The organism is Metasolibacillus fluoroglycofenilyticus, assembly GCF_003049645.1.
Classification (GTDB): Bacteria; Bacillota; Bacilli; order Bacillales_A; family Planococcaceae; genus Metasolibacillus; species Metasolibacillus fluoroglycofenilyticus.
Genome location: NZ_PYWK01000002.1, coordinates 45,524 through 68,934, shown reverse-complemented (window position 1 = coordinate 68,934; position 23,411 = coordinate 45,524). Strand labels below are relative to the sequence as shown.

Here is a 23,411-nt window from a genome sequence, read left to right as displayed (position 1 = left end):
TAAAAATAATGTATATAGTAGAATTGGGGTTAAATTATAAATATGCGATTAATATCATTAAATGTTGTGAAAGAAGGCATGGTCATTGGGAAGACGATATGGAATGAAGCGGGTCATCCACTCTTGCACCAAGGCGTTGTCATCAATCACCGAATCATTGAAAGATTGCAACAATTAAACATTCGATATATTTATATAGATGATTTAATATCTGACGGCATACAAATTGAGGAAACAGTCGACCCAATTGTTCGTCATAGAGTAGTTAAAGAAATTACAAAGACATTTGAAACGGTTAGAAACCTTAAAGGGGCACAGGCTTCGTATATTATCGAGCAACAGTCAAAGGCTATTAATGGGATTGTAGAGGGGCTACTTGATACGATTGTTGATAGCCATGAATTTTTAACTATTTTATCAGATGCATATTTATACGATCAATACTTATATCATCACTCTTTCCAAGTTACATTATATTCAATTGCCATTGCGAAGGAATTAGGATATTCCTACGAAGAGTTGCGCTTAATTGGCGTTGGTGCAATCTTGCATGATATTGGAAAGTTATTAGTACCAGCTGAAATTTTAAAAAAACCAGGTGCTCTTACAGAGGACGAATATAATGAAATGAAATTGCATGCTCGTTATGGCTTCGATTTGCTACGTAATCTACATTCCATCTCACTCTTGGTAGCACACTGTGCCTTCCAACATCATGAACGCTTAGACGGAAGCGGCTACCCTAGAGGTCTAGTCGAATTTGAAATACACCCATTTGCTAAAATTATTGCTGTAGCAGATGTATTTGATGCTGTTACATCGAATCGTGTTTATCGTGAAAAAGTACTGCCTTCAGAAGGTATTGCCGTTCTAGAAAAAGATGCTGGGACATTATACGATGCAAAAGTTGTCGAAGCATTGAAAAAATGCGTTGTTCATTATCCGAATGGAACCGTACTTACTTTATCAGACGGACGTCGAGGTATTGTTTCACGACAAAATGAGTTACACCCATCCCTGCCATACATAAGAATTTTTGAGGAAAACGGTGAGATGCTTGTAGCTACATATGAAATCAATTTAGCAAATACATTCAATATTACTATTGAAAAAATAGAAACAGAATTTATCCCTTCTGAATAGTTCCCCCTCCTTGCTCATACGAATAGAGCAAGGGGGATTTTTCTGCTTCTACAACGAAGAAAAATGCGATTTAGGCAACATAAAAAACGAGGAAATACAGCCGTTTTTGTCATTTTGACACTTATCGTTGTCATTATATTATTTTTATATTGGATGAATGCTCGTTTAATGCCAACCTATTTACAATATGCAGAAGTGCAAACGAATAAAGTGGCTTCTTTTGTTGTCAATAAAGCGATTAATGCACGCACTTCTAGCGTATTAGATGTGAATGATATTATTGAAAATTTACCGTCGGGCTCAAGTGAAATGATTACGACAAAGTTTAATACGGAAATCATTAATCGTGTTCGCGCAGAAACACAGGCTTTGGTGAAAGAATATTTAGAGCAAGCGGAAAATGGAGATTTAACACATTTACCAAACTTAGAAAATGTCGAATACGATGTCGGGAAAATGGAAGCGGGCGATGGTATCGTTTTTTTTGTACCACTCGGGCAAGCTGCTAATCTTCCTTTACTCGGAAATTTAGGACCAAAAATACCGATTCGATTTCATATTATAGGGAATGTACATAGTGATGTACAATCCACTATTAGAGAATTTGGTATAAATAATGCCTATGTTGAGGTAAGTATTCATTTAGAGGTGAATGTACAAATTATTGTGCCGTTTGCTACGAAATCATCGACAGTAGAGCAGTATATTCCTGTAGCAATTGGCCTAGTGCAAGGTTCGGTTCCACATATTTATACGAATGGTGGAGAAGGCATACAGCCATCGTTAGAGGTACCTGTCCCTTATGATTAACCAAACGTTCGAAAAACAGTACCTAAGCACGCTTTTTGAATGCCCCGCTATAAATAAAGTTGTTGTAGCGCATGGAATATGGTACATTGACTAAAAGTACTAAAGTTTTATTTTGACTTGCGCGGATGTTCAGCTTCTCGCGCAAATCAAAATAAAGCCTCCGGCAAATATCACAGATTTTGTAGAAGCTTTCCTGTGCATGCTTGAAAAAGCTAGCCGAGGCGTAATTGATTTTATGATAGGGGCGAAATTGGATGACATCTTGTAAACCTACAGCAAAAGAAGAGCACATACGCAAGCCAGACTGGTTGAAAATTAAATTAAATACAAATGAACAATATAAAGGCTTAAAAAAATTAATGCGCGATAACAACTTGCATACAGTTTGTGAGGAAGCGCGTTGTCCAAATATTCATGAGTGTTGGGGAGAGCGTCGTACGGCAACGATGATGATTTTAGGTTCAGTATGCACGCGTGCATGCCGTTTTTGTGCGGTTAAAACAGGTTTACCGACAGAGCTCGATTTAGCAGAGCCAGAGCGCGTAGCAGACTCAGTAAAAATTATGGATTTAAAGCATGTTGTTATTACAATGGTAGCACGTGATGATTTAAAGGATGGTGGCGCGGGCGTATTAGCGGAAACAATTCGTGCGATTCGTCGTAAAAGTCCAGCGACATCTGTTGAAGTATTGCCATCTGATTTAGGTGGGATAGAAGAAAATTTACAGATGGTTATGGATGCGAAACCGGATATTTTAAATCATAATATCGAAACGGTGCGTCGCTTAACACCGAGAGTTCGTGCACGAGCAAAATATGATCGCTCTTTAGAGTTTTTACGTCGCTCAAAGGAAATGCAGCCAGATATCCCGACAAAATCCTCATTAATGATTGGTCTAGGCGAAACATGGGATGAAATTTTAGAAGTGATGGATGATTTGCGTGCAAATAATGTAGATATAATGACAATTGGTCAATATTTGCAGCCGACGAAAAAGCATTTGTCAGTTAAAAAGTATTATTCTCCGCTAGAATTCGGGAAGCTTCGCAAAATTGCAATGGAAAAAGGCTTTAGTCACTGCGAGGCAGGTCCATTAGTGCGCAGTAGCTACCATGCAGATGAGCAAGTAAATGCAGCAACAAAAGAACGTCAGGCACAGGCGAAAGCATAGCCATGTGCAAATAGATAGGTGGTATTTCAATGATTGTTGCAGAAGGTTATATTTATGAAGTAATCGAAAATGTGCGAGAAGGCTTTAATGAAGAAGTATTTTTAGAGCGATTCTCAGATATTTTGACGAAATATGATTATATCGTAGGAGATTGGGGATATGGCCAGCTTCGTCTAAAAGGATTCTTTGATGATCGCAATCACAAATCTACCTTTGATACAAAAATCAGTACATTTGAGGATTATTTATTTGAATACTGTAATTTTGGCTGCGCTTATTTTATCGTTCAAAAAATAGGGCGAGCACCACAGCAGGAAGTTGCAGTTGATACAGAGGAATTGATAGAAGAGCTATAAAGTGACTGAACTATAAAGTGACTAAGTTTCACGGTCTAAAAATGAGGCTGTCCAAAAGGGTATTCCTTTTCGGACAGCCTTATTTTTGACATTAAATAATTGCTCCTGCGGTTACTCGTCGCAGAAAATACTTGCTCCTGCGGTAGTCACAATAAATTGTCATTAACTTTGTCTCAAAAAAGCTTTTCAAACACGCCCTTTTAGCATGCTGCGTGAGTCCTTAGCTTAGTAGCTCTGTCAAATACGCACGCAAATCAGCTGTCTCTTCCTCGGTGCGATTGTAGACGTGCTCTAAATAGCCCGGCTCCTCTACATCGTCGGGACCGATAATCGCAAAGCGACCGAACTGAATATCTAAAACAAGTACTTTACCAAAAAAGCGTCCACTTTGTAATATCGCTAAATCATAACGCTGTGTTTTGCCTGCGAAGCTAACGAAGCGCGTTTTCGTATCCTCTACATCATCATATAAGAAAAATCTTTCCATTTGAATTTCTATCTCCTTTTCGTATCTCTAGAATATGTTACTATAGATAAGAAAACACTATCAACTATTTAGGTACTAGGAGGCGTTTTGAATGTATTTCGTAGATCGAAATAAAATTTCATTAAACTTACAACATTTAGATACATTGCTGGCGATTTTTGAAGAGCAAGAAAATTGGCTTGAAAATGATATGACAAAGCTAGCACTTGAGCGTATCGGTCATAATGTAATGGAATCGATGATGGACGTTGGTAATTTAATGATTGATGGCTTTATTATGCGCGACCCGGGCAGTTATGAAGATATTATCGATATATTAGTAGATGAGAAAGTCATTTCACCAGATATGGACGCGTCTCTAAAAGCTGTTGTAGGCTTGCGTAAAATGCTTGTACGCGAATTTATTCAAGTGGATGATGAAGAAGTCATAAAAGTGCTTTCAGGCTCGTTAGGGGCCTTAAAACAGTTTTCAGGCAAAGTGCAAGATTATTTAACGAATGAGCTTGGACCTGTTTCCGCATTTTTGCCTGAGGATAAATAAATGAAGCGCTATAAAGCATATTGTTTTGATTTAGACGGAACGGTTTATCGTGGAAACAAAGGGATTGACAGTGCCATTACCTTTATTCATAAATTGCAACAGGAGGGCATTGAACCGTTTTATGTAACGAATAACTCTTCAAAAACGCCTGTGCAATTGCAGCAAAAATTAGCGGCATTAGGCATTGCTGCGCCTTTAGAGCATATTTATTCGAGCGCAGTCGTGACGGCGACATATATAAGTGAGCGATTTCCCCAGCAAAAAGTGCAGCTTATTGGCTCGGATGGTATTCGAGAGGCCCTGCAATCCCAAGGGATACATATTACAGATGAAGCGGATGCAAAGGTTTTTGTGATGGGGATTGATCGAGAGGTAAATTATTCAAAGCTAGTAAATGCCTGCTTGGCTGTGCAGAATGGTGCACATTTAATTGCTACAAATGAAGATGTTAAATTTCCAACAGAGCAAGGCTTCGTGCCTGGCAATGGCTCCTTTGTAAGGCTTGTAGCAAGCGTAGGAGGTGTAGAGCCTGTCTTCATTGGCAAGCCATCACCAATTATGTTAGAAGCGATTGCCTCAACACATCATTATTGTAAAAATGAAATGGTATTGATTGGCGATAATTATCAAACGGATATTTTATGCGGCATTCGCTTTGGCTGTGATACGGTTCATGTGAATACAGGTGTTACTCCTACAGAGCAAGCCCAATTGCAGAAAGAACGACCTACTTATTGCTTGAGCTCGTTGGAAGAGTGGCTGTAAAACAGAAGAATAAAAGCTATATCAAAATTATTTTGATATAGCTTTTTGTTGTTTATTCAAAATTGTTGACTCATAAATTAAATGCAATAGGTATTTATGATGATTTTCAAAATGGAATATATGTTTTCATGAAAATAAAAAAATTGCAAGAGTTGTTTTTTTAAAATCGAGTATGATACAATAAATGCAGTTCAAAATAAACACTATATATAGTGTTGTTTTTCTGAAAAACGCACTACATATAGGAAATATAGCGAGGATGGCTATATAAAGGGCTTTCCTCATACATCTAGCGCGTTACCTTGTTCAGATTTTGTATAGATTATAAGTATACATGGCGAGAAAAAAATGGAAAATTAAAATTTAGTTTTCTAGCAATAAGAATTGTTCGCAATAATTATGCTAATACATAATCGTTTCACTTGTATATGTGGCAAAGCACAATGGTACATGCTATGAAAAAATAAATGGAAAGAGGTTATCGTAATGATCTTGTACACAAAAACAGTTTGTCCAAAATGTATGTTTGTTAAATCGGAGTTAAATGAAGCTGGTTTAGAGGGGCGCTACGAAACAGTTAATATAGATTTAGATGCTGCGGCAAAAGAGAAAATCGTCAATGCAGGTTTCTTAACGGTTCCGATTTTAGAAATCGACGGTCAGCTAATCCATGATTTTTCACAAATTAACGAAGAGATTAGCAAGCTAGTTGGATGATTGTCTTTGCAAGCAGGACAGGAAATGTGCGCTTTATCATCAATCAGCTCCAATTACCGAACATTGAGATGACGAAGGGGCTCAAGCTTTCTGAGCCCTATTTATTATTTACTTATACGGATGGACTTGGTACAGTGCCACAAATAGTAGAGGAATTTTTGCAAGAAAACGCTACGTTTTGTAAAGGTGTGATTGCAAGCGGCAATTCCAATTTTGGGCACAATGTTTTTTGCGGCTCCGCCGATAAAATAAATGCCACTTATCAAATACCGATTGTTCGCAAACTAGAGCTTCGGGGATTTGCACACGATTATGAAGCAATTCGAGAATATTATCAAACTGTTATTGAAGGTGGGGAAAAGATTTGAAAGAGTATTTAAAGCTCAATAATGATTTATTGAATAGTTATAGCTCGACAGGCATTTTAGATTTGGACAAGGATAAAGAAGCGACACGTAAGTATTTTTTAGAAAATGTCAATGTGAAAATGCGTTATTATATAGACTTGGAAGAAAAGCTTAAATATTTAATCGATGAAGGATACTATGAAAGAGATTTTTTAGAAATGTATCCGATGGAATTTATTAAAAGGTTATTCAAAATAGCTTATTCTTATAAATTCCGTTTTCCATCCTTTATGAGTGCCAGCAAATTTTATGAAAGCTACGCAATGAAAAGCCGTGACGGTCAAGAGATTTTAGAGAAATATGAGGATCGCATTACGATTATTTCGTTATATTTAGCACAGGGAGACCAAAGCCTTGCAGAGCGTGCTGTACGCAGTATTATGGAGGCATATCAGCCCGCGACACCAACGGCACTAAACAGCGGTAAAAAGGCGCGTGGTGAGCTAGTAAGCTGCTTTAAATTGACGGTTGATGATACGATGAATTCCATCGCAGAAAATATCGGTTATTGCCTAGAGCTTTCTCGTTTAGGGGGAGGCGTAGGAACATTGTTAACGGATTTACGCCCATTAGGCGACCCGATTAAAGGGATTTTAAATCGTGCTAGCGGCGTTATGCCTGTTGCTAAGCTATTAGAAAACTCTTTCTCCTATTCCAACCAGCTAGGGCAGCGCAATGGCTCAGGCGTTGTCTATTTGAATATTTTCCACGGTGATATTGAAGAATTTATTTCATCGAAAAAGCCTAACGCTGACGAAAAAATTCGCTTAGCGACATTATCGACAGGGGTTATTATCCCATCGATTTTCTTTGAGCTAATGAAGCGTGACAAAGATATTATTTTATTTAGCCCATACGATATTTATCGTGAATATGGCAAGCGCATGTCCGAAATTAGCATGACGGAAATGTATTATGAATTGCTTGATAATCCGAACATTCGAAAACTAAAGCGCATTAATGCACGCAAGCTTTATACGGAAATTAAAAAGACACAATTTGAATCGGGCTATCCATTCGAGGTGTTTGATGATAATGTCAACGAAAATCACGCATTAAAAGGCCTAGGCCGAGTGAAAATGTCGAATTTGTGTACAGAAATTTTACAAGTACAAACGACGAGTGATATTACAGATATGGATCAGCCAAATGTTTACGGCTTAGATGTATCGTGTAACTTAGGCTCTATCGACATTTACCGCGCAACAAAAAGCGAAAACTTTGAAGAGCTTATTACGACAAGTATGCAGCTCTTAACGAATGTATCATTAATGACAAATATTAAAAATGTGCCATCTGTAGCGAAGGCGAATAAATTAATGCATTCTGTTGGTCTTGGGGTAATGAACCTTCATGGTCATTTAGTGCAATCGAATATTTTATATGGCTCACCAGAGTCAATTGAATTTGTCGATTACTTTATGGAAGCATTAAATTACTATTCATTACAAGCATCTATGCAAATTGCCAAAGAGAAGGGTGAAACATTCTATCGTTATGAGGAGAGCGAATACGCCAACGGTAATTACTTCGACTCTTATATAGCAAAAGAAGAGAGAGAGCCATCGAAAGCGGTTAAAGAAGCATTAGGTAATGTGCCGCTAATTACTGCTGCAATGTGGCAGGAGTTAAAAGAGCAGGTAGCTGAGCATGGCGTATTTAACGCCTACCGCCTAGCTGTTGCACCGACAGGCAGTATTTCCTATATTCGCAGCAGCACAGCATCACTTGCACCATGTACAGAGCGCGTGGAAATTCGAGACTATGCAGATAGTCGTACAATTTATCCGATGCCGTTTTTAAATAATGATAATCGTCATTTATATGTGGAAGCATATGAAGTTGATCCATATAAATTAATCGACCTATATGTAGCAGCACAAAAGCATGTCGATCAAGGAATTTCAATGACATTATATGTAACTGATCGTTGGACAACAGAACAATTAGCGAAAGTGTATATTTATGCTTGGATGAAGGGCATTAAAACAGTATATTACGTGCGTCAACGATTACAAACTTTAGAGGAGTGTGTATCATGCTCAATTTAAAACCATATGAGGCGGTTAACTGGAATAAGCCGACAAGCGATTTGGCGAAAGTATTTTGGGACCAGCAATGGAAGCAAATGTGGCAGCCAGAGGAGATTGCTGTATCAAAGGATATTAAACAGTGGAAAGACTTTGAGCACCAAGATACGTACAAAAAAGTATTCGGTGGCTTAACATTGTTAGATACGGTGCAAACGAATATCGGCATGAACGAAATTGCGAAATATAATAATGATTTGCAGGAAAAAGCCGTATTAACTGTTTTCGGCTCTTTTGAAGCGATTCATGCAAAATCCTATTCGTATATCTTTACAACGTTATGTAATAACGATGAAATTGATGCGGTCTTCGAGTGGGTTAAGAAAAACGAATTTTTACAATATAAGGCGAAACGCATTAGCGATGTTTATTTAGCAATTAAAGAAAACGATGATGAGTCATTATGGAAAGCGATGTTTGCTTCTGTTATGCTAGAAAGCTTTTTATTCTACTCCGGCTTTTTCTACCCGCTTTATTTAGGTGGGCAAGGTACTTTGCGTAATAGCGCGGAAGTTATTTCCCTCATTTTACGTGACGAATCAATTCATGGTGTAGCAATTGGCTTCTTTGCACAAAATATTTTCCGTAAATTCTCTCCAGAAAAGCAAGACGAGCTAAAAGTATGGGGCTATGAGCTATTGTTAGACCTGTACCAAAATGAAATGAAGTATACGGAAGATATCTATGCTGAAACAGGGCTTTCCCCAGAAGTAAAAGCTTATGTGCGCTTCAATGCAAATAAAGCGTTAATGAACTTGGGCTTAGATACGATGTTCCCTGAGGAGGAAGTAAACCCAATTGTTATGAATGGTATTCGTAACGAAGGTTCAACATACGATTTCTTCTCTCAAAAAGGCTCAACATATGCACTAGCAAAAGTTCAGCCAATTACAGATGAAACGTTTAATTTTGATTTTTTAGAGAAGTAATTTGATGAAAAAGAAGCGTCCAAAAACAGTGCATTGCTATGTTTTGGACGCTTTTTGTGATGCTTAAGCAAAGGAATCATAAAGAAGAGCTTTTTGAAAATGGGCTAAACTCAGAGCTTAGCTGCTTTCTTTTGAATTTAAAATAAAATAAGGGCACAGCTAACCTTTCACTGCACTGAGGAGAAGTTCGACTTTTGAAATAGTCCCCTTGTTCACATAGCCTAAATTTTAAATTGGCACATAAGGTTCCTCTTTGGATATAGTTCGTGTATGATTAGAATTATATTGAAAGAGGAGTAGAAGTTTTTATGAAACAATTTGCAAACAAATTACAAAATCATGTTCGCGACTTTCATATCGCGTTTAAACACCCTGCACCAGAGCAGCTTGTGCCAATGGAGCGAGAGCGAGCAATTAACCGTAGCGTTTGGACAGCCGAGGAGGCGATTGAGTTTATTGCAGCTTCTTGTTCAACGAAGGAGGAGTTTGCGGCAAGCTACGAGTATTTTTTAGCTGGTATTCAAAAGGCATATGAAAAATCATTAAATGGCGAGTTTCCTCAAAGCACTGAAGAAAAAGTAATTGCCCAAGCAGATGCTTTAGCAGACCAATTATATTTTTCATTCGGTTCGGCAGTAGAAATCGGAGTAGATATTGAGCCCGTTTTTGATATTGTACAAGGCGCAAATATGTCGAAGCTTTTCACAGATGAGAATGGCAATAAATACGCGAAATGTCGTGAAGATGGAAAGATTATTAAGTCACCAGACTTTTATAGTCCAGAGCCATTTATTAAAGAAGAAGTGTTAAAACAGATGAAATAATAAAGAGCGTCCAAAAAGCGTGCATAGCACTGCTTTTTGGACGTTTTGTTTGTGTTTTATTGAAAGAATAGCCATTTTAAAATAAATAAATAAAGTCCATACCTCCATAACCACAAAGACACCTCAGTGTTTTCGAACAGCATCATTAAAAACACTGAATTTTAGGCCTCTTATTTATTACCAAAGAGGGTTTTCTTCAATATAAGCATATATTTTTTGAGTCAACTCGCTAGGTGTGTCAGCCTCAACAAGCTCTCCATTGACAAGCGCATAAAAGCATTCAGAGCATTTTGTGCAAAAGCTTAGGCAGCCATATTCAAGAACATCAATATTGGGGTCTTTTTCAAGCACCTCAAATGTTTCTTGTGCGCCGTTTGCTAAATTGCTAATACAAAATTCAACCATTGGATTCACTACAAGTCACCTCACAATTGTATGCTACTTTTTTTTAGTAATTACGTCAAACAACATATTTTGTGAAATGTTTCACAAAATGTTTCGGAACATATTGTGAAACATATCACAATGAGCTATACTCTTATTGAATAGTTAATCTTATATCAATTTCGCCTCGGCTAACATTTTTGAAAAATTTGTGACAACTGCCAGAGGCATTCTTTTAGTTCAGTAGGTATTTGGGCATTTGCTGGATGAAGGAAAGGGGGCACGCCATTTCTACTGAGGGGGAGAAATGGGTACTCTGTTTTAATGAAAATAAGTAAAAGGAGCTCAGCATATGAGAAAATTAGTACTATTAGGTGGGGGCTATGGAAATATGCGTATACTGCTACGCCTATTACCGAATAATTTCCCACAAGATACCGAAATTACTTTAATTGACCGCACATCATTCCACAGCTTAAAAACAGAATTTTATGCACTTGCAGCAGGGACTTCGACGGATAAAGAGATTCGTGTAGCCTTCCCAGAGCATCCGCGCTTAAAAACTATTTTTGGTGAAGTTATTCGCATTGACCGAGAGGATAAAACGGTTTATTTGGAGGGCGGTCAAGAAGTAAAATATGATGATTTAGTAATTGGGCTTGGCTGTGAAGATAAATATCACGGAGTACCTGGTGCCAAGGAGCACACATTCAGCATTCAAACAATTGCTAAATCGCGAACAACATTTGAAAAGCTATGTGGCTTACCACCAGGCTCAACGGTAGCTATAGTAGGCGCAGGTTTGTCAGGTATTGAATTAGCTAGTGAACTACGTGAAAGCCGTGCAGACTTAAATATTAAATTATTTGACCGTTCAACACGTATTTTACGAGATTTTCCTGAAAAGCTAAGTAATTATGTGAAATCATGGTTTATTAAACATAATGTTGAAGTAATCGCTGAATCGAATATTACAAAGGTTGAAGAAAATCATCTTTATAATCATGATCAAGTAATCGAAGTAGATGCTGTTGTTTGGACAGCAGGGGTGCAGCCTGTGAAAATTGTACGAGACATGGAAGTGGAGAAAGATAAATTCGGTCGCCCAATTGTCACAAACTACTTTACATTACTAAATGATGAACATGTTTTTGTTGTTGGAGACTGCGCTTCATCTGATTTACCGCCAACAGCACAGCTTGCAGAGGAGCAAGGAGAGCGTATTGTAAAGGTATTACGCCATCGTTGGAATAATGAACCGCTACCAGCAACGATGCCAGAAATTAAACTAAAGGGCTTTATGGGCTCGCTAGGGAAGAAACAAGGCTTTGTTCATTTAGCAGATACAACAGTAACCGGGCGTATTGCTCGTTTAATGAAATCAGGCTTGCTTTGGATGTATAAGCGTCAAAACAATTAAGGCAAAAAGGAAAGCAGGCTGGGGCGTCGCTTTCCTTTTTGCTGTTAGTTTGAAGTGAGGATGGTTGAAAAAGGGCTTGCTTCTTTTTGAGAAGTTAAAAACAGTTGATTTAAAGTCTTTTGTTGTGGTAACGCATTAAAAGAAGGTTTTCATCGTATCTTCCTTACTTAAGGTAAGCATAGTTAAAGCCAGTGTTTATCACACTTTCAAAGGAAGTCTTGCCAAGTCAACATTTTATCCCGCATTAACGGGCAGTAAGACTCTCACTTCAAGACTTAAGTGAAAATCGGCTTAAGGATAAGTGGGAGATCAACTGCCCGTAAAAACCCGATTGATTGAAGCTTCACTTTATTTCAATACCGATAAAAGCGTTTAACTAGCTAGCAACTGTACGACTGAACATCTAAACTTTTATTCCGATGTGTAGCCTAGTTTTTCGAGTGCGGCGTAAACAGGCTTAATTTGGATATAGCCTTCGCCAACGACTTCGTCATTAATTAAAACGAGCGGATAGAAAAATTCATCCTCTTGAATGCGATTTGCATAGTCGATATCACGTTTATCGCCTAAATCGCCTTCAATATCAATATAGCGAATTGTAAATGGTTGATTCGGATATTTGCGATCAATAGCTGCTTGTAGCCATTCATATGTGTCTTTAGAAGAAGGTGCATTGACACAGCTCGCACAAATAATATCTGCTCCGTATATTTCGATTACTGCTTTAGATGCTGTCATATAAAATCCAACCTTTCGTAATACAATATTGGCTTTTTTCTCTCCTTCACATTATAATGATTTTAATGAAAGGAGTCGAGAAAAATGACAGAATTAGAACAACGCGAACAAGTACAGGAAGTTTTAGATAAATTACGTCCGTTCTTATTACGTGACGGTGGGGATTGTGAATTAGTAGATATTGAAGAAGGTATCGTAAAATTACGTTTACTAGGTGCATGCGGTAGCTGTCCAAGTTCTACAATTACATTAAAAGCTGGTATTGAACGTGCATTATTAGAGGAAGTACCGGGAATTGTTGAAGTAGAGCAAGTATTCTAATATAGCTTACCTGAAAAAGTGGCATTGGAAGCAATTTGCATCCAAACGCCACTTTTTTTGTTTGAATATCGTGTATAATAAGTAGGTATGTTTTTTATAAAGGAGTTTATTTATGGGTCAACAGCAAGAACAATGGACATCGAGACTAGGATTTATTTTAGCAACTGCCGGCTCTGCAATAGGGCTGGGAGCTATTTGGAAATTCCCTTATATCGCTGGAGTTTCCGGTGGAGGAGCATTTTTCCTCATTTTTTTAATTTTTACGCTTTTCGTTGGGCTGCCAATCCTATTAGCGGAGTTTGCCATTGGTCGTGGCTCGCAAAGGGATGCAGTTTCAGCTTATTTAACATTCGCACCTAATTCAAAATGGCATTTTGTTGGAATACTCGGCATGATTACATGCTTTATTTTGCTATCATTTTATAGTGTTGTTGGTGGTTGGATTATTCTTTACATGGTTCAAGCGGTAATTGGAAATTTATCTGGACTTTCTGAAACTGCATATGCGCCGCTATTTAATGATTTTATTGCGAATCCTCTCTACGCAATTTTATTCCAATTTATTTTTATGGCAATTACCATTTTCGTCGTGGCAAAAGGGGTTCAACAAGGAATTGAGCGAGCAGGTAAAATTATGATGCCTGCATTATTTATTTCTTTCCTTATTTTAATTATTCGCTCATTAACATTAGATGGTGTTGGAGAAGGTCTTCACTTTTTCTTATATCCGGATTTTTCAAATATGAGCTCGAAAACAATTTTATTTGCACTTGGGCAATCGTTTTTCTCAATTAGTGTAGGTGTTTCTGTAATGGTAACGTATAGCTCTTATTTATCGAAAAACGAGGACTTACCAAAATCAGCATTAACAATCGTGCTGATGAATTTATTTATTTCACTATTAGCAGGGCTTGCTATTTTCCCGGCTGTCTTTTCCTTTGGCTTTGAGCCGACTGAGGGGCCTGGTTTATTATTCGTCGTGCTACCAGCTGTTTTCAATCAAATGCCGTTTGGGACATTTTTCTTATTAGTCTTTTTAATTCTTTTCCTATTTGCTACACTAACTTCTGCATTTTCGATGCTAGAAATTATTGTGGCAGCAGTAACAAAGCAAGATAGAAAAAAACGAAAAAGCACGACATGGATTACAGGTCTGCTGATTTTTATCGTTGGTATTCCTTCAGCGTTATCCTACGGTATGCTAAGTGATTTTACGATTTTTGATAAGACAATATTCGATGCAGCGGATTATCTTGTCTCCAATATTTTAATGCCATTAGGGGCGTTATTAATTGCTATTTTCGCGGGTTTTGCTATACCTCGAAACACATTGCTAGCAGAAATTAGTGATGGGGCAAGCTATGCCAAGAGGTTATTTGCCATATGGCTCATAGCGATTAAATATGTAGCACCAATTGCTATTATTATTGTCTTTTTAGATGCAATCGGTATATTAAATTTTTAACGGATTTATTATGCGGAAAATATAAATAGTTCTTTAAAATTGAAAAGGGTTTAGATTGTCTCGACAGCGCTATGTTTGCGCTGTCGCTAATTCATAAGAAAGGGGCTGTACGAAAAGTGTATATCTTTTCGTACAGCCCCTGCTTCTATCTTAAATGCTTGTACCTGTCGCTTCGCTTTCAGCACTAAACTCGGTTACACGTCGCAAAGAAGTCGTCTCAAAAATGACTTTTCAGACGACCCCTTTACTGTTTTGCTCGCTCCTCGCGAATAATTTCCCATTGCTCCTTAGCCATGTCAACAAGCCTTGCTTCACCACCAACACGTTGGCTTTCAATAACCTTTGAAAAGAAGCGTGTTGCCATTTCGAAATCACCTATTCGGCGTGACAGCTCACCAACCATATACATAATTCTTACGCCAGACATTTGTGTATTGGCATAATCCTCAGTAGAATAAGATTCCATATACTGATCGCGTGCCACATGTAAAAAGCGCTCTTCTTGCTCTTTATTGTTTAATGACCGGTAGAGCCAAGCTAAACGAAGTGTCAGCCCAGCTACTGTGACAAAGCGCTCTTTTTTGATTGTAGCACTAAGCCAAGCAAGCTTATATGCTTGAATTGCTTGAAAAACAGTGCGTTCGCCTTTAAAGGATTGGTGTACCCATTTACTTGATATTTGTTCATTTATTTGCTCAGACACACCCGGTGCAAAGTACTTTGAATAGTCTTCTGTAAAGGAAAATCCACAATGCTCACAAACAAAAACATTATAGTAAAGCGCATTTACATTGTCATCCTCATAAATAGGCTGAAAGTCGGATTCAGTTGATTTGACTTTAATAAATTTCGTTCGTATTTTAAAAGTAGGAAAACTTTTTTTACAATGCAAACAATCTACTTTTTTCTCGTAAAAAGGTGAGATTTTCATCAAATATTCACGCCCCTCATTTATATACATAGTATTATTATAACACTTTTATTTAAGAAGAAAGTATGAAATAAGTCGAAATACAAACAGTTTTGTTGGCACATTGAGGCGCTCTTGATATGATAGGAGTAAGAAAGAAGGTGACTGTGATGAGTACAAAACAAGTTGTTGAATTGACAGAGGCGGCAGCGTTTCAGGTGAAGGAAATGATGACACATAATGAGGAAGAAGGCTCTTATTTGCGCGTCGCGGTTAAAGGTGGCGGTTGTAGCGGTCTTTCATACGGAATGGCCTTTGATACAGAACAGCATGAGGACGATTTTTTAGATGAGCAATATGGCTTACAAATCGTCGTATCAAAGGAAGATGCAGGCATTTTACAAGGAACGAAAATCGATTTTAAACAATCACTTATGGGTGGTGGCTTCACCATCGATAATCCAAACGCCCTTGCATCATGCGGCTGTGGCACATCTTTCCGTGCAGCAGGGCGCGAGAGCACGCCTGAGGTTTGTGAGTGACAAAGTAGGATTGTGAATTGAGTATACACAATCCAAATAATATATAAACACAACCTTAAATTAGCCTATTTAGGGTTGTGTTTTATCGAGCCCTCTTGATTTGTGTGTTACAGAACATCACAAATTGAGGTGGCTTTTTTGTATATTTACGGAAAATAAGTTAAATAAGCGTTTTCACCATTGTGTAGTAGACGCTTCCAGGGGGATAATCTTTAATTTCACCAACAACTTGATAGCCTTTCATTTCATAAAATGTGCGCGCTTGAAATTCAAAAGTGGTTAAAAGTACTTTCGTTGCCCCCATCTCTTTCGCGATTTCCTCGGCTTGGGAAAGAAGGTTTCCGCCTAAGCCCTCGCCTCTATAATTTTCATGAAACCAAAAATTATTAATTTCTAACCAATTCCAATAAACCTCTGCATTTAAACCACCAATCCAATTCTTATCGTCGTCTGATACGATAATATTAAGTGGCTGTATCGCTTCTTTTTTTCTTATTGCTTTATGGTGTACGGAATGCTGATTATTAAATTCTCTAATTTTCTCCTGTAAAAAGGTTGAAAATTTTTCGTTCTTCTTCAATGAAATTGCTATATGATAATTCATCCTACTACTCCCTCTAGTTGATATATAAACCTTTCCATCTCCTTTTGTGATTTTACCGTTACAACTTTATCGTGAAATGGCTGTAATTGCTCTTTAATTTTCCACTGACCTGTTTTTTCATACGATTTATTCCACTTATACATATTGCGTAGGATGCTCAACGTAGGTTTATAATTCGATTTTTCTAGCCTTAAAACTTGCTTGAAAAATCGTTTATGAATGCGCCATAGCCTTGTAAAATAAGGGGGCTGTAAGTGAATAATATAGTCTGCCTGTCCGAAAAGCGGTGTTACCCAATGCTGATAATGTGCGCCTTCTGTAACCCATTTATTTTGACTCGCCACTTGCTGAATTAGTTGAGAAATTGCTTCATTTGAGCGGCGTATATCCCCATCAGGATGGCGCTCCCACACGATATTATCTAGCTCGATATAGCACATATCATATTTGCTTGCCAGCAGCCTTGCCAAAGTTGATTTTCCGCTTCCGACACTACCGATAATATGGATTTTTTTCTTCATTTATTTCATTCCTTTATTGCTTTGCGTAAAGTCATTTTAGCATAGGAGAGCGTTCGTAAAAAATATTCTTTTTAAAATTCATATTGACAATCATACGTTTTGAAATATAATTGATAATGATTTTCATTATTAATTAAGTGGGGGATTTTGAGTTGAAAAAAATAATGGTTGTATTTATGTTTGCCGTACTTTTATTAGTCGCATGTGCTGAAAAAGAGGTAGAGCCAGTTGAAAAAGAGGATGCTGTAGCAAATGAGCAAGAACAAGCAGCGACTGAAACAGAGAATGAGGAGCAGGTTGAAGATGAAGGGCTAACGTTAGAAAATGACGGGGTTGATGAGGCGAAATTCCAAGAGCTATTAGCAGCTTTACCAGCAGAAAAGCCCGAGCGCATTGTCGTAACATCTGTGCCGTTAACTGAAATGCTACACCTGTTAGATGTAGAGCCAGTTGGCGTACCAACTTCTACAAATCCAATTCCAGAAGCATTTAATCATATAGCACAAATCGGTTCACCGATGGCGCCAGATTTAGAGGTAATTACGAATTTAGAAACAGATTTATTAATTGGTGCGAAATCATTGCAATCTTCGCTAGATAAAAGCTTAGAGGGGCTTAATTTAACGACAGCCTACTTGCCGACAGATTCATTTGAGGATTTGAAATTAAGTTTTAAGGTATTAGGCACATACTTAGGGCAAGAGGAGAAAATGAATGAAGTACTTAGCTCCATTCTTGATAAGGAAAATGAATTAATGAAACTAGCAGAAGGTAAGGAGTTACCTCGCGTATTATTAATGATTGGTACATCTGATTCGTTTATGGTGATGAGTGAAAATTCTTATTTAGGTAGCTTAGTAAAACGTTTAGGTGCAGAGAATATTGCAACAACAGAATTAAAAGTAGAATCGACATATTCGGCTGTCAACTTAGAAGATATTGTTGTATATGACCCAGATGTTATTTTAGTATTAGCTTCTGGCGACCATGGGGCTAGTGAGGAAATGTTCAAGGAAGAAGTAGCGAAAAATGATGCTTGGACAAAGCTATCCGCTTATAAAAATGAGCAAATTCATATTTTAGATTACAGCATATTCGGTGTAACTTCGATTATGAATGTAGAAAATGCATTAACGAAAGTGGCAGATTATTTTGTTAAATAAGTAAAAGGAGTTTGAGGCAACATGGTAAGTACAGCCAAAAGTCGTGCGATTATTATCATTACCTTGTGCTGCTTACTGCTTTTTGCCGTAATTGCAATCGGTTTAGGTAGTGTACGAATAGCAGTACCAGATATATTATCAACATTATTTACAACATCAGGTGAAGCAAAATATCATACGATTATTTTTGATATTCGTTTACCACGTGTATTACTAGCATTAATTATAGGTGCTAATATTGCGATTTCAGGTGCATTGCTACAAGCGGTGATGGGAAATCCACTAGCAGACCCTGGATTAACAGGTGTAACGGCAGGTGCGGCAGCCTGTGTACTAGTCATTATGCTCGTTTATCCAGAATACACATACTTAGTTCCGATTGCTGCCTTTATTGGTGGTGTCATTGCTGCTTTTATTGTTTATTTATTAGCGTGGCGTCGTACAGGCATCACACCAATTACCATCATTTTATCAGGTGTAGCAGTGAATGCTTTGTGTGGGGGAATTGTCGGCTTTCTTTCTATTATATATAGTGATAGATTGCCGTCTGCAGTGCAATGGTTAAATGGTAGCTTAGCAGCTAAAGGCAATGGCGCCTTGCTGATGATTTATCCATATGCCTTAGTAGGCTGGATTTTATCCATTTTTGCCATTCGTAAAGCGAATATTATCCGCTTGGGTGACCAAGTAGCAATCAATTTAGGGGAAAATGTCACACGTATCCGCATCGTATTATCATTGCTGGCTGTTTTTTTAGCTGCCATTTCTGTAGCAGCTATTGGGATGATAGGCTTTGTTGGGCTAATCGTGCCACATATGGCTCGTATCCTTGTTGGCTCAGATTATAAATATATGTTACCGATGAGTATGCTGTTAGGGGCACTTGTCTTGCTATTAGCTGATACTGGCGGACGCACATTATTTGCCCCTTTAGATATTCCAGCCGGTATTTTAATGGCAGTAATTGGCGGTCCATATTTCTTATATTTAATGCGTAGGAGGGCGTTCTAATGCTAGCAGTTGATAATGTATGCATTCGTTATGAGCAAAAGCAGGTAGTAAAAGATTTTTCCTTTCAAGTAACAGACGGGGAAATTGTCTCCATTATCGGACCGAATGGGTCAGGGAAGTCGACGTTGTTAAAATCGATTGCGCGCATGCATCCATATGACCGAGGACAGATTACATTAAATAATACAAATATGAAATCGATGAGCTCAAAGGAAATAGCTAAAAAACTATGTATGCTTAGTCAGCGAAACCAAGCACCGAATGATATTACAGTTGAAAATTTAGTAAGCTATGGGCGTTACCCGCATAAAAAGTGGTTTGAGCGTTTAAACGATGAGGATATGCAAATTGTGCACTGGTCTTTAGAGAAGACGCATTTATTGCATTATAAAGATCGTCCGATTTCTGCACTATCAGGCGGTGAATCACAGCGAGCTTGGATTGCGATGGCTTTAGCACAAAGACCTCAAATACTATTGCTTGATGAGCCAACAACTTATTTAGATATTTCGCATCAGCATGAAGTATTACAGCTTGTGCGTGAATTAAATCAAGATATGGGGATGACGGTTGTTATGGTATTGCATGATTTAAACCAGGCCGCGGCTTATAGCGATAAAATTATTGTTATACAAGAGGGCTGCTGTAAATGTATCGGCAACCCAAAGGAAGTTATGACAACTTGCATGATACGTGAAGTATACAAAATGGAATCAGAAGTAGAGTATGTTGCTTGGGATCAAGCGCCGCGCATTCATTTAGTAAGCGCTGTCAAATAAGGAGGAATAAAAATGAAGCCAATTAATATTGAAAAGGAAAAAGAAAACTATCTACATTTTATTGAAGGCAGAAAAACTTGTGTCATGAGCATGTTAAATGACGAGGGCGAGCCTTTTATTAGCAATTCACCTGTCGTGAAAATAGGCGATACTTTCTATATTTATATTAGTCGTATAGCAGACCACTATCGCTTTATTGAAAATAGTAAAGTTGTCGATATGCTGCTAATTGCAGATGAAGCTAGTACACATAATCATTTTGCAACAGAGCGATTACGCTTTAAGTGTACGCCAGAAAATTTAGGAAATGAGGGGCATGAGACAATTTTTGAAGCCTTTTCAAATACGCATGGCAATCAAATTATGTCCCTCCTAAAAACATTAGACTTCTCACTGTTCTCTTTGACACCGGTAGAAGGGCGTTACGTTGTTGGTTTTGGTAAAGCATTTGATGTCAACCCTTCAGGCACGAAGTTTGAGCACGTTGTAGTGGATAAAAAACAGCGATAGGGGAGCGTTAAAAGAGCCGTGCAGTCGCCAGCTCTTTTAACGTTTAAAATGGTGCTTTGGTAAAATATTTGTAAGAGTTTTCTTTGAAAATGTAAGAAGCACTAAGTTTAGCCGCCCTCCTTTGAAATTAAAATACGGGAAAGTGAATTGCTCGCTTTCCATTTTAAAGACAGCTCTAATTATTCTTCTACTAGACGCTGCAGTTGCAGTAGTTTATTATCCCAAAACAGCTCAAAGTATTGTAGCCAATCCTCGACTTCCTTTAAGCGCTCTACATGAAGCGTATATATTTTTTCTCGTCCTTTTTTTTCGGCAGCTACGAGCTGTGCTTGCTCAAGTACAGTTAAATGTTTTACAACGGCTGTGCGGCTTATGGCAAATTGTGCGGAAATATTAGTAATCGGCTGGTTACCATGCGCCAGCAATTGCAAAATTTGACGTCTTGTTGGGTCTGCAATGGCTTGGAATACATCATATTTCTCGGCAGTTTGTGCCATTAAGCCTCTACTACCTCTTTTAATTTTTTACCAACAATCGCTGTCCAGCCACCATCCATATTCTTCCGCACTGCATCAACAGGTAAATTCGCCTTTGGAATAATGTGACCGCCTTCTTTCCAACCGCCATGTGTTAACGTAAATTCAGTTTGCCCATCAACTTCTTTCAGCTCAAATATTACATACCAGCCATCCTCATCCCAAGCAAATCGCAAAAAATGTGGGGCTTCCACTTTTTCTACTTTACATGGTGAAGGACCGAAGGGGGATTGAATTGTAAAATGATACCCTTCAATAGCTTGAAAATCATTTGGCATGAACCATGCGCTAATACCTTCAGAGGTCGATACAATATCCCATACTTTCGTAATTGGTGCGTTTAGTAAAACCGTTTTAACAATATCCTTTGTCATTATTCTAACTCCTTTTTTGAAAAAGTATAACCAAAAGGTGTTATAAATATATAACACCTTTTGGTTACATGTCAATCATCAAGGGGTAGTTTATAACGCTTTTCAATTAGGGCAAAATAATTATTTTCATCATCTGCAAAATTAAATAATTTGCCTGCTGGAATGGTAATTAAATCACCAACGGTAATTCCTTTAGCTTTAAATTCCTCGTACAATGCCTCAACATCTGTTGCATAAAACATAATGGAAGGTGTACCTAAGTTTAACTCAGGCTGCATTTGCGCAATCATAGCTTTATTATGCAAAACGAAAGATGTTTGTACATCTTTTGCAGGGGCAATCTCAATTATGCGCATCCCGTGGTTTTCTTCATCCTTTACTAAAACAAAGCCTATTTTTTCTGTCCAAAACCTTGCTGCTGCCTCTTGGTCATTTACATAAAGCATAATTTGTCCAATTTGATGAATCATCGAACTCCTCCTTAAAGTAGATTAACCTTATTATACTGCAAGATATTTTAATTAAAAATAATCACATAGCAGACCTTTGAACAAAGAAGTGAGATAGATTATGATAAGAGCAGAGATTAAATAGGGAGGCTTGGCAATGGATGTATTAAATGTGTTAGATAAACTCGATCAAATTGAAATATTGTTTGAGCCTATTTATAGCGCAGATGAGCATAGTGTGGCTGCATATGAGGTGCTGGGACAGTTGGATGAAAATATCAATTTAACTATGTTTTCAGCTAGTGAAGAAATTCCAGAGGAAATTCGTGCCGAAATTGAGCAGCTCATTATTCGCGAATCACTGCAAATCGTAGGGGATAAAATAAATGATGTCGATTTATATATACCGTGTAATCCAAACTTATTAATGCTTGATTTTGGAGAGAGTTATTTTACATTATTAAAAGAAATGCTGCCAGAGCAGTTATTGTCAAAACTTGTTCTTGTTATTAGCGAGCACCATTATAAAGGGAATATCGAGCAATTACACCATGTCGTAAAATATATGAAAACATACGGAATTAAAATAGCGCTTGATGATATAGGAGCGCATAGCAACTTGAATCACATCCTATTATTAGAGCCCTATGTATTAAAGATGAAAGTGGAGCAATTAGATTACAATCATTGGAGCGCGCAAAACCATGTATTCTCCACGCTTCGCGCATTAGCTTTAAAAATTGGCGCATCTTTACTAGTAAGCAATGTAGATGCGGTTTATCAACTACAGCATGGCTGGAAAAATGGAGCACGCTATTATAAAGGCGTTTATTTAGAGCCGCCTTTAAAGGAATTTATCGCAAGAGATACGCTAAAATCTCGCTTCCATGATGAATGTAAGCAGTTCATTATGACGGAAAAGAAGCTATTAGAGCAAAAATATGAAGCAACGAAAATGTTGGAAAGGAAAATTATTGCAGCAGTTGAACAAGTCGAGCCGACAAGCACAAATATTGATAGCTTATTACAATTAGCTGAAAAGCTACGTCCGTATATTTTTAGACTCTATATTTGTGATGGGGAAGGGTTTCAAACAACACCAAATATTATGCTAATAGAAGGAAATTGGCGAATTCAGCAGGATGCCATTCATAAAAATTGGAGCTGGCGACCATACTTTTTACAAAATTTAATTAAAATGCGACATGACGGTCAAAGCAAGTTTTCCGAAACATATAGCGATATTGAAACAGCAGAGCTGACAAGAACATATTCAATGGCATTGCCTCAAAATGAATATTTGTTTATGGATGTATCGTACGATTATTTATATGAAAATAACATTGTGAGCTAGTGGGAAAACAACAATATATCAAATGAAAATACTTTGCTTTTAAGGTGTTGAAATTGTAGCATAAAAGGGCTAATATAGTAGGGAGAGAT

29 protein-coding genes are annotated in these 23,411 nt (G+C 37.7%); 20 read left to right on the top strand and 9 right to left on the bottom strand.

Annotated features, from left to right (window positions below):
- Positions 1 to 42: 42 nt before the first annotated feature.
- The 4 genes from C9J36_RS10900 (at position 43) to C9J36_RS10885 (ending at position 3,481) form a co-directional block, all read left to right on the top strand.
- A complete protein-coding gene (locus C9J36_RS10900; protein WP_066166569.1) occupies positions 43 to 1,143 on the top strand; it encodes an HD-GYP domain-containing protein in 1,101 nt (366 codons plus the stop codon).
- A gap of 63 nt (positions 1,144 to 1,206) precedes the next feature.
- Positions 1,207 to 1,953 (top strand): sporulation protein YunB, encoded by a 747-nt coding sequence (gene yunB / locus C9J36_RS10895; protein WP_066166567.1) that lies wholly within the window; start codon positions 1,207 to 1,209, stop codon positions 1,951 to 1,953.
- A gap of 254 nt (positions 1,954 to 2,207) precedes the next feature.
- The gene (gene lipA, locus C9J36_RS10890; protein WP_066166563.1) at positions 2,208 to 3,125 is read left to right on the top strand and encodes a lipoyl synthase; all 918 of its coding nucleotides are present in this window, start codon (positions 2,208 to 2,210) and stop codon (positions 3,123 to 3,125) included.
- A 29-nt stretch (positions 3,126 to 3,154) separates the two neighbouring features.
- Positions 3,155 to 3,481: a YutD family protein gene (locus C9J36_RS10885; RefSeq protein WP_066166560.1), complete on the top strand. Its 327-nt coding sequence runs from the start codon at positions 3,155 to 3,157 to the stop codon at positions 3,479 to 3,481.
- A 220-nt stretch (positions 3,482 to 3,701) separates the two neighbouring features.
- Here C9J36_RS10885 and C9J36_RS10880 read toward each other — a convergent pair whose 3' ends face one another.
- Positions 3,702 to 3,968, bottom strand: a complete 267-nt coding sequence (locus C9J36_RS10880) for a DUF3055 domain-containing protein (protein WP_066166557.1) — start codon at positions 3,966 to 3,968, stop codon at positions 3,702 to 3,704.
- Between the two features lie 91 nt (positions 3,969 to 4,059).
- On the opposite strand from C9J36_RS10880, the gene C9J36_RS10875 reads away from it, so the two are divergent.
- From C9J36_RS10875 to C9J36_RS10845, 7 genes are all read left to right on the top strand, one after another.
- A complete protein-coding gene (locus tag C9J36_RS10875; protein ID WP_107943141.1) occupies positions 4,060 to 4,509 on the top strand; it encodes a DUF86 domain-containing protein in 450 nt (149 codons plus the stop codon).
- Entirely contained in the window at positions 4,510 to 5,274 is a 765-nt protein-coding gene (locus tag C9J36_RS10870; RefSeq protein WP_107943140.1) for a TIGR01457 family HAD-type hydrolase, read from the top strand.
- 486 nt (positions 5,275 to 5,760) lie between these two features.
- Positions 5,761 to 5,991 (top strand): glutaredoxin family protein, encoded by a 231-nt coding sequence (locus C9J36_RS10865; RefSeq protein WP_066166549.1) that lies wholly within the window; start codon positions 5,761 to 5,763, stop codon positions 5,989 to 5,991.
- Positions 5,988 to 6,359, top strand: a complete 372-nt coding sequence (nrdI, locus tag C9J36_RS10860; protein WP_107943139.1) for a class Ib ribonucleoside-diphosphate reductase assembly flavoprotein NrdI — start codon at positions 5,988 to 5,990, stop codon at positions 6,357 to 6,359. Before C9J36_RS10865 ends, nrdI begins: the two co-directional genes overlap by 4 nt.
- The gene (gene nrdE / locus C9J36_RS10855) at positions 6,356 to 8,449 is read left to right on the top strand and encodes a class 1b ribonucleoside-diphosphate reductase subunit alpha (RefSeq protein WP_107943138.1); all 2,094 of its coding nucleotides are present in this window, start codon (positions 6,356 to 6,358) and stop codon (positions 8,447 to 8,449) included. The genes nrdI and nrdE overlap by 4 nt, the downstream gene beginning before the upstream one ends.
- Complete coding sequence (nrdF, locus tag C9J36_RS10850; RefSeq protein ID WP_066166540.1) at positions 8,437 to 9,417, top strand: class 1b ribonucleoside-diphosphate reductase subunit beta; 981 nt, start codon at positions 8,437 to 8,439, stop codon at positions 9,415 to 9,417. Before nrdE ends, nrdF begins: the two co-directional genes overlap by 13 nt.
- Positions 9,418 to 9,725: 308 nt before the next feature.
- Positions 9,726 to 10,241, top strand: coding sequence for a pyrophosphohydrolase domain-containing protein (locus C9J36_RS10845; RefSeq protein ID WP_066166537.1), 516 nt, complete (start codon positions 9,726 to 9,728; stop codon positions 10,239 to 10,241).
- A 177-nt stretch (positions 10,242 to 10,418) separates the two neighbouring features.
- On the opposite strand, the gene C9J36_RS10840 is transcribed toward C9J36_RS10845, so the two are convergent.
- The gene (locus C9J36_RS10840; RefSeq protein ID WP_066166534.1) at positions 10,419 to 10,655 is read right to left on the bottom strand and encodes a YuzB family protein; all 237 of its coding nucleotides are present in this window, start codon (positions 10,653 to 10,655) and stop codon (positions 10,419 to 10,421) included.
- 322 nt (positions 10,656 to 10,977) lie between these two features.
- Between C9J36_RS10840 and C9J36_RS10835 the strand changes: the two genes are divergently transcribed.
- The gene (locus tag C9J36_RS10835; RefSeq protein WP_066166531.1) at positions 10,978 to 12,045 is read left to right on the top strand and encodes an NAD(P)/FAD-dependent oxidoreductase; all 1,068 of its coding nucleotides are present in this window, start codon (positions 10,978 to 10,980) and stop codon (positions 12,043 to 12,045) included.
- 411 nt (positions 12,046 to 12,456) lie between these two features.
- Here C9J36_RS10835 and C9J36_RS10830 read toward each other — a convergent pair whose 3' ends face one another.
- Positions 12,457 to 12,783 (bottom strand): YuzD family protein, encoded by a 327-nt coding sequence (locus tag C9J36_RS10830; protein ID WP_066166528.1) that lies wholly within the window; start codon positions 12,781 to 12,783, stop codon positions 12,457 to 12,459.
- Between the two features lie 84 nt (positions 12,784 to 12,867).
- On the opposite strand from C9J36_RS10830, the gene C9J36_RS10825 reads away from it, so the two are divergent.
- Positions 12,868 to 13,104, top strand: a complete 237-nt coding sequence (locus C9J36_RS10825) for a NifU family protein (RefSeq protein ID WP_107943137.1) — start codon at positions 12,868 to 12,870, stop codon at positions 13,102 to 13,104.
- Positions 13,105 to 13,216: 112 nt separating this feature from the next.
- Complete coding sequence (locus C9J36_RS10820) at positions 13,217 to 14,569, top strand: sodium-dependent transporter (RefSeq protein ID WP_107943136.1); 1,353 nt, start codon at positions 13,217 to 13,219, stop codon at positions 14,567 to 14,569.
- Between the two features lie 244 nt (positions 14,570 to 14,813).
- Here C9J36_RS10820 and C9J36_RS10815 read toward each other — a convergent pair whose 3' ends face one another.
- Positions 14,814 to 15,500, bottom strand: coding sequence for a DUF2225 domain-containing protein (locus tag C9J36_RS10815; protein ID WP_107943135.1), 687 nt, complete (start codon positions 15,498 to 15,500; stop codon positions 14,814 to 14,816).
- A gap of 149 nt (positions 15,501 to 15,649) precedes the next feature.
- On the opposite strand from C9J36_RS10815, the gene C9J36_RS10810 reads away from it, so the two are divergent.
- Positions 15,650 to 16,021, top strand: a complete 372-nt coding sequence (locus C9J36_RS10810; RefSeq protein WP_066166518.1) for a HesB/IscA family protein — start codon at positions 15,650 to 15,652, stop codon at positions 16,019 to 16,021.
- A gap of 160 nt (positions 16,022 to 16,181) precedes the next feature.
- Here C9J36_RS10810 and C9J36_RS10805 read toward each other — a convergent pair whose 3' ends face one another.
- Together C9J36_RS10805 and C9J36_RS10800 are read right to left on the bottom strand one after the other, a co-directional pair.
- Positions 16,182 to 16,625 (bottom strand): GNAT family N-acetyltransferase, encoded by a 444-nt coding sequence (locus C9J36_RS10805; RefSeq protein WP_066166515.1) that lies wholly within the window; start codon positions 16,623 to 16,625, stop codon positions 16,182 to 16,184.
- Positions 16,622 to 17,146, bottom strand: a complete 525-nt coding sequence (locus tag C9J36_RS10800; RefSeq protein WP_107943134.1) for a P-loop NTPase family protein — start codon at positions 17,144 to 17,146, stop codon at positions 16,622 to 16,624. Before C9J36_RS10800 ends, C9J36_RS10805 begins: the two co-directional genes overlap by 4 nt.
- A 152-nt stretch (positions 17,147 to 17,298) precedes the next feature.
- Here C9J36_RS10800 and C9J36_RS10795 point away from each other — a divergent pair, with 152 nt between their 5' ends.
- The 4 genes from C9J36_RS10795 to C9J36_RS10780 are packed head-to-tail and all read left to right on the top strand — an operon-like array spanning position 17,299 to position 20,609.
- On the top strand, positions 17,299 to 18,309 hold the full coding sequence (locus C9J36_RS10795; RefSeq protein ID WP_066166509.1) for an ABC transporter substrate-binding protein: 1,011 nt from the start codon (positions 17,299 to 17,301) through the stop codon (positions 18,307 to 18,309).
- Positions 18,310 to 18,330: 21 nt separating this feature from the next.
- Positions 18,331 to 19,320, top strand: a complete 990-nt coding sequence (locus tag C9J36_RS10790; protein ID WP_066166506.1) for a FecCD family ABC transporter permease — start codon at positions 18,331 to 18,333, stop codon at positions 19,318 to 19,320.
- Positions 19,320 to 20,099: an ABC transporter ATP-binding protein gene (locus tag C9J36_RS10785; RefSeq protein ID WP_066166503.1), complete on the top strand. Its 780-nt coding sequence runs from the start codon at positions 19,320 to 19,322 to the stop codon at positions 20,097 to 20,099. The genes C9J36_RS10790 and C9J36_RS10785 overlap by 1 nt, the downstream gene beginning before the upstream one ends.
- Positions 20,100 to 20,111: 12 nt before the next feature.
- Positions 20,112 to 20,609, top strand: coding sequence for a HugZ family pyridoxamine 5'-phosphate oxidase (locus C9J36_RS10780; RefSeq protein WP_107943133.1), 498 nt, complete (start codon positions 20,112 to 20,114; stop codon positions 20,607 to 20,609).
- 179 nt (positions 20,610 to 20,788) lie between these two features.
- Here C9J36_RS10780 and C9J36_RS10775 read toward each other — a convergent pair whose 3' ends face one another.
- From C9J36_RS10775 to C9J36_RS10765, 3 genes are all read right to left on the bottom strand, one after another.
- Entirely contained in the window at positions 20,789 to 21,106 is a 318-nt protein-coding gene (locus C9J36_RS10775) for an ArsR/SmtB family transcription factor (protein WP_107943132.1), read from the bottom strand.
- On the bottom strand, positions 21,106 to 21,519 hold the full coding sequence (locus C9J36_RS10770; RefSeq protein ID WP_107943131.1) for an SRPBCC family protein: 414 nt from the start codon (positions 21,517 to 21,519) through the stop codon (positions 21,106 to 21,108). Before C9J36_RS10770 ends, C9J36_RS10775 begins: the two co-directional genes overlap by 1 nt.
- A 71-nt stretch (positions 21,520 to 21,590) precedes the next feature.
- Complete coding sequence (locus tag C9J36_RS10765; protein WP_107943130.1) at positions 21,591 to 21,989, bottom strand: VOC family protein; 399 nt, start codon at positions 21,987 to 21,989, stop codon at positions 21,591 to 21,593.
- 136 nt (positions 21,990 to 22,125) lie between these two features.
- Between C9J36_RS10765 and C9J36_RS10760 the strand changes: the two genes are divergently transcribed.
- A complete protein-coding gene (locus C9J36_RS10760; RefSeq protein ID WP_066166489.1) occupies positions 22,126 to 23,322 on the top strand; it encodes an EAL-associated domain-containing protein in 1,197 nt (398 codons plus the stop codon).
- Positions 23,323 to 23,411 lie beyond the last annotated feature (89 nt).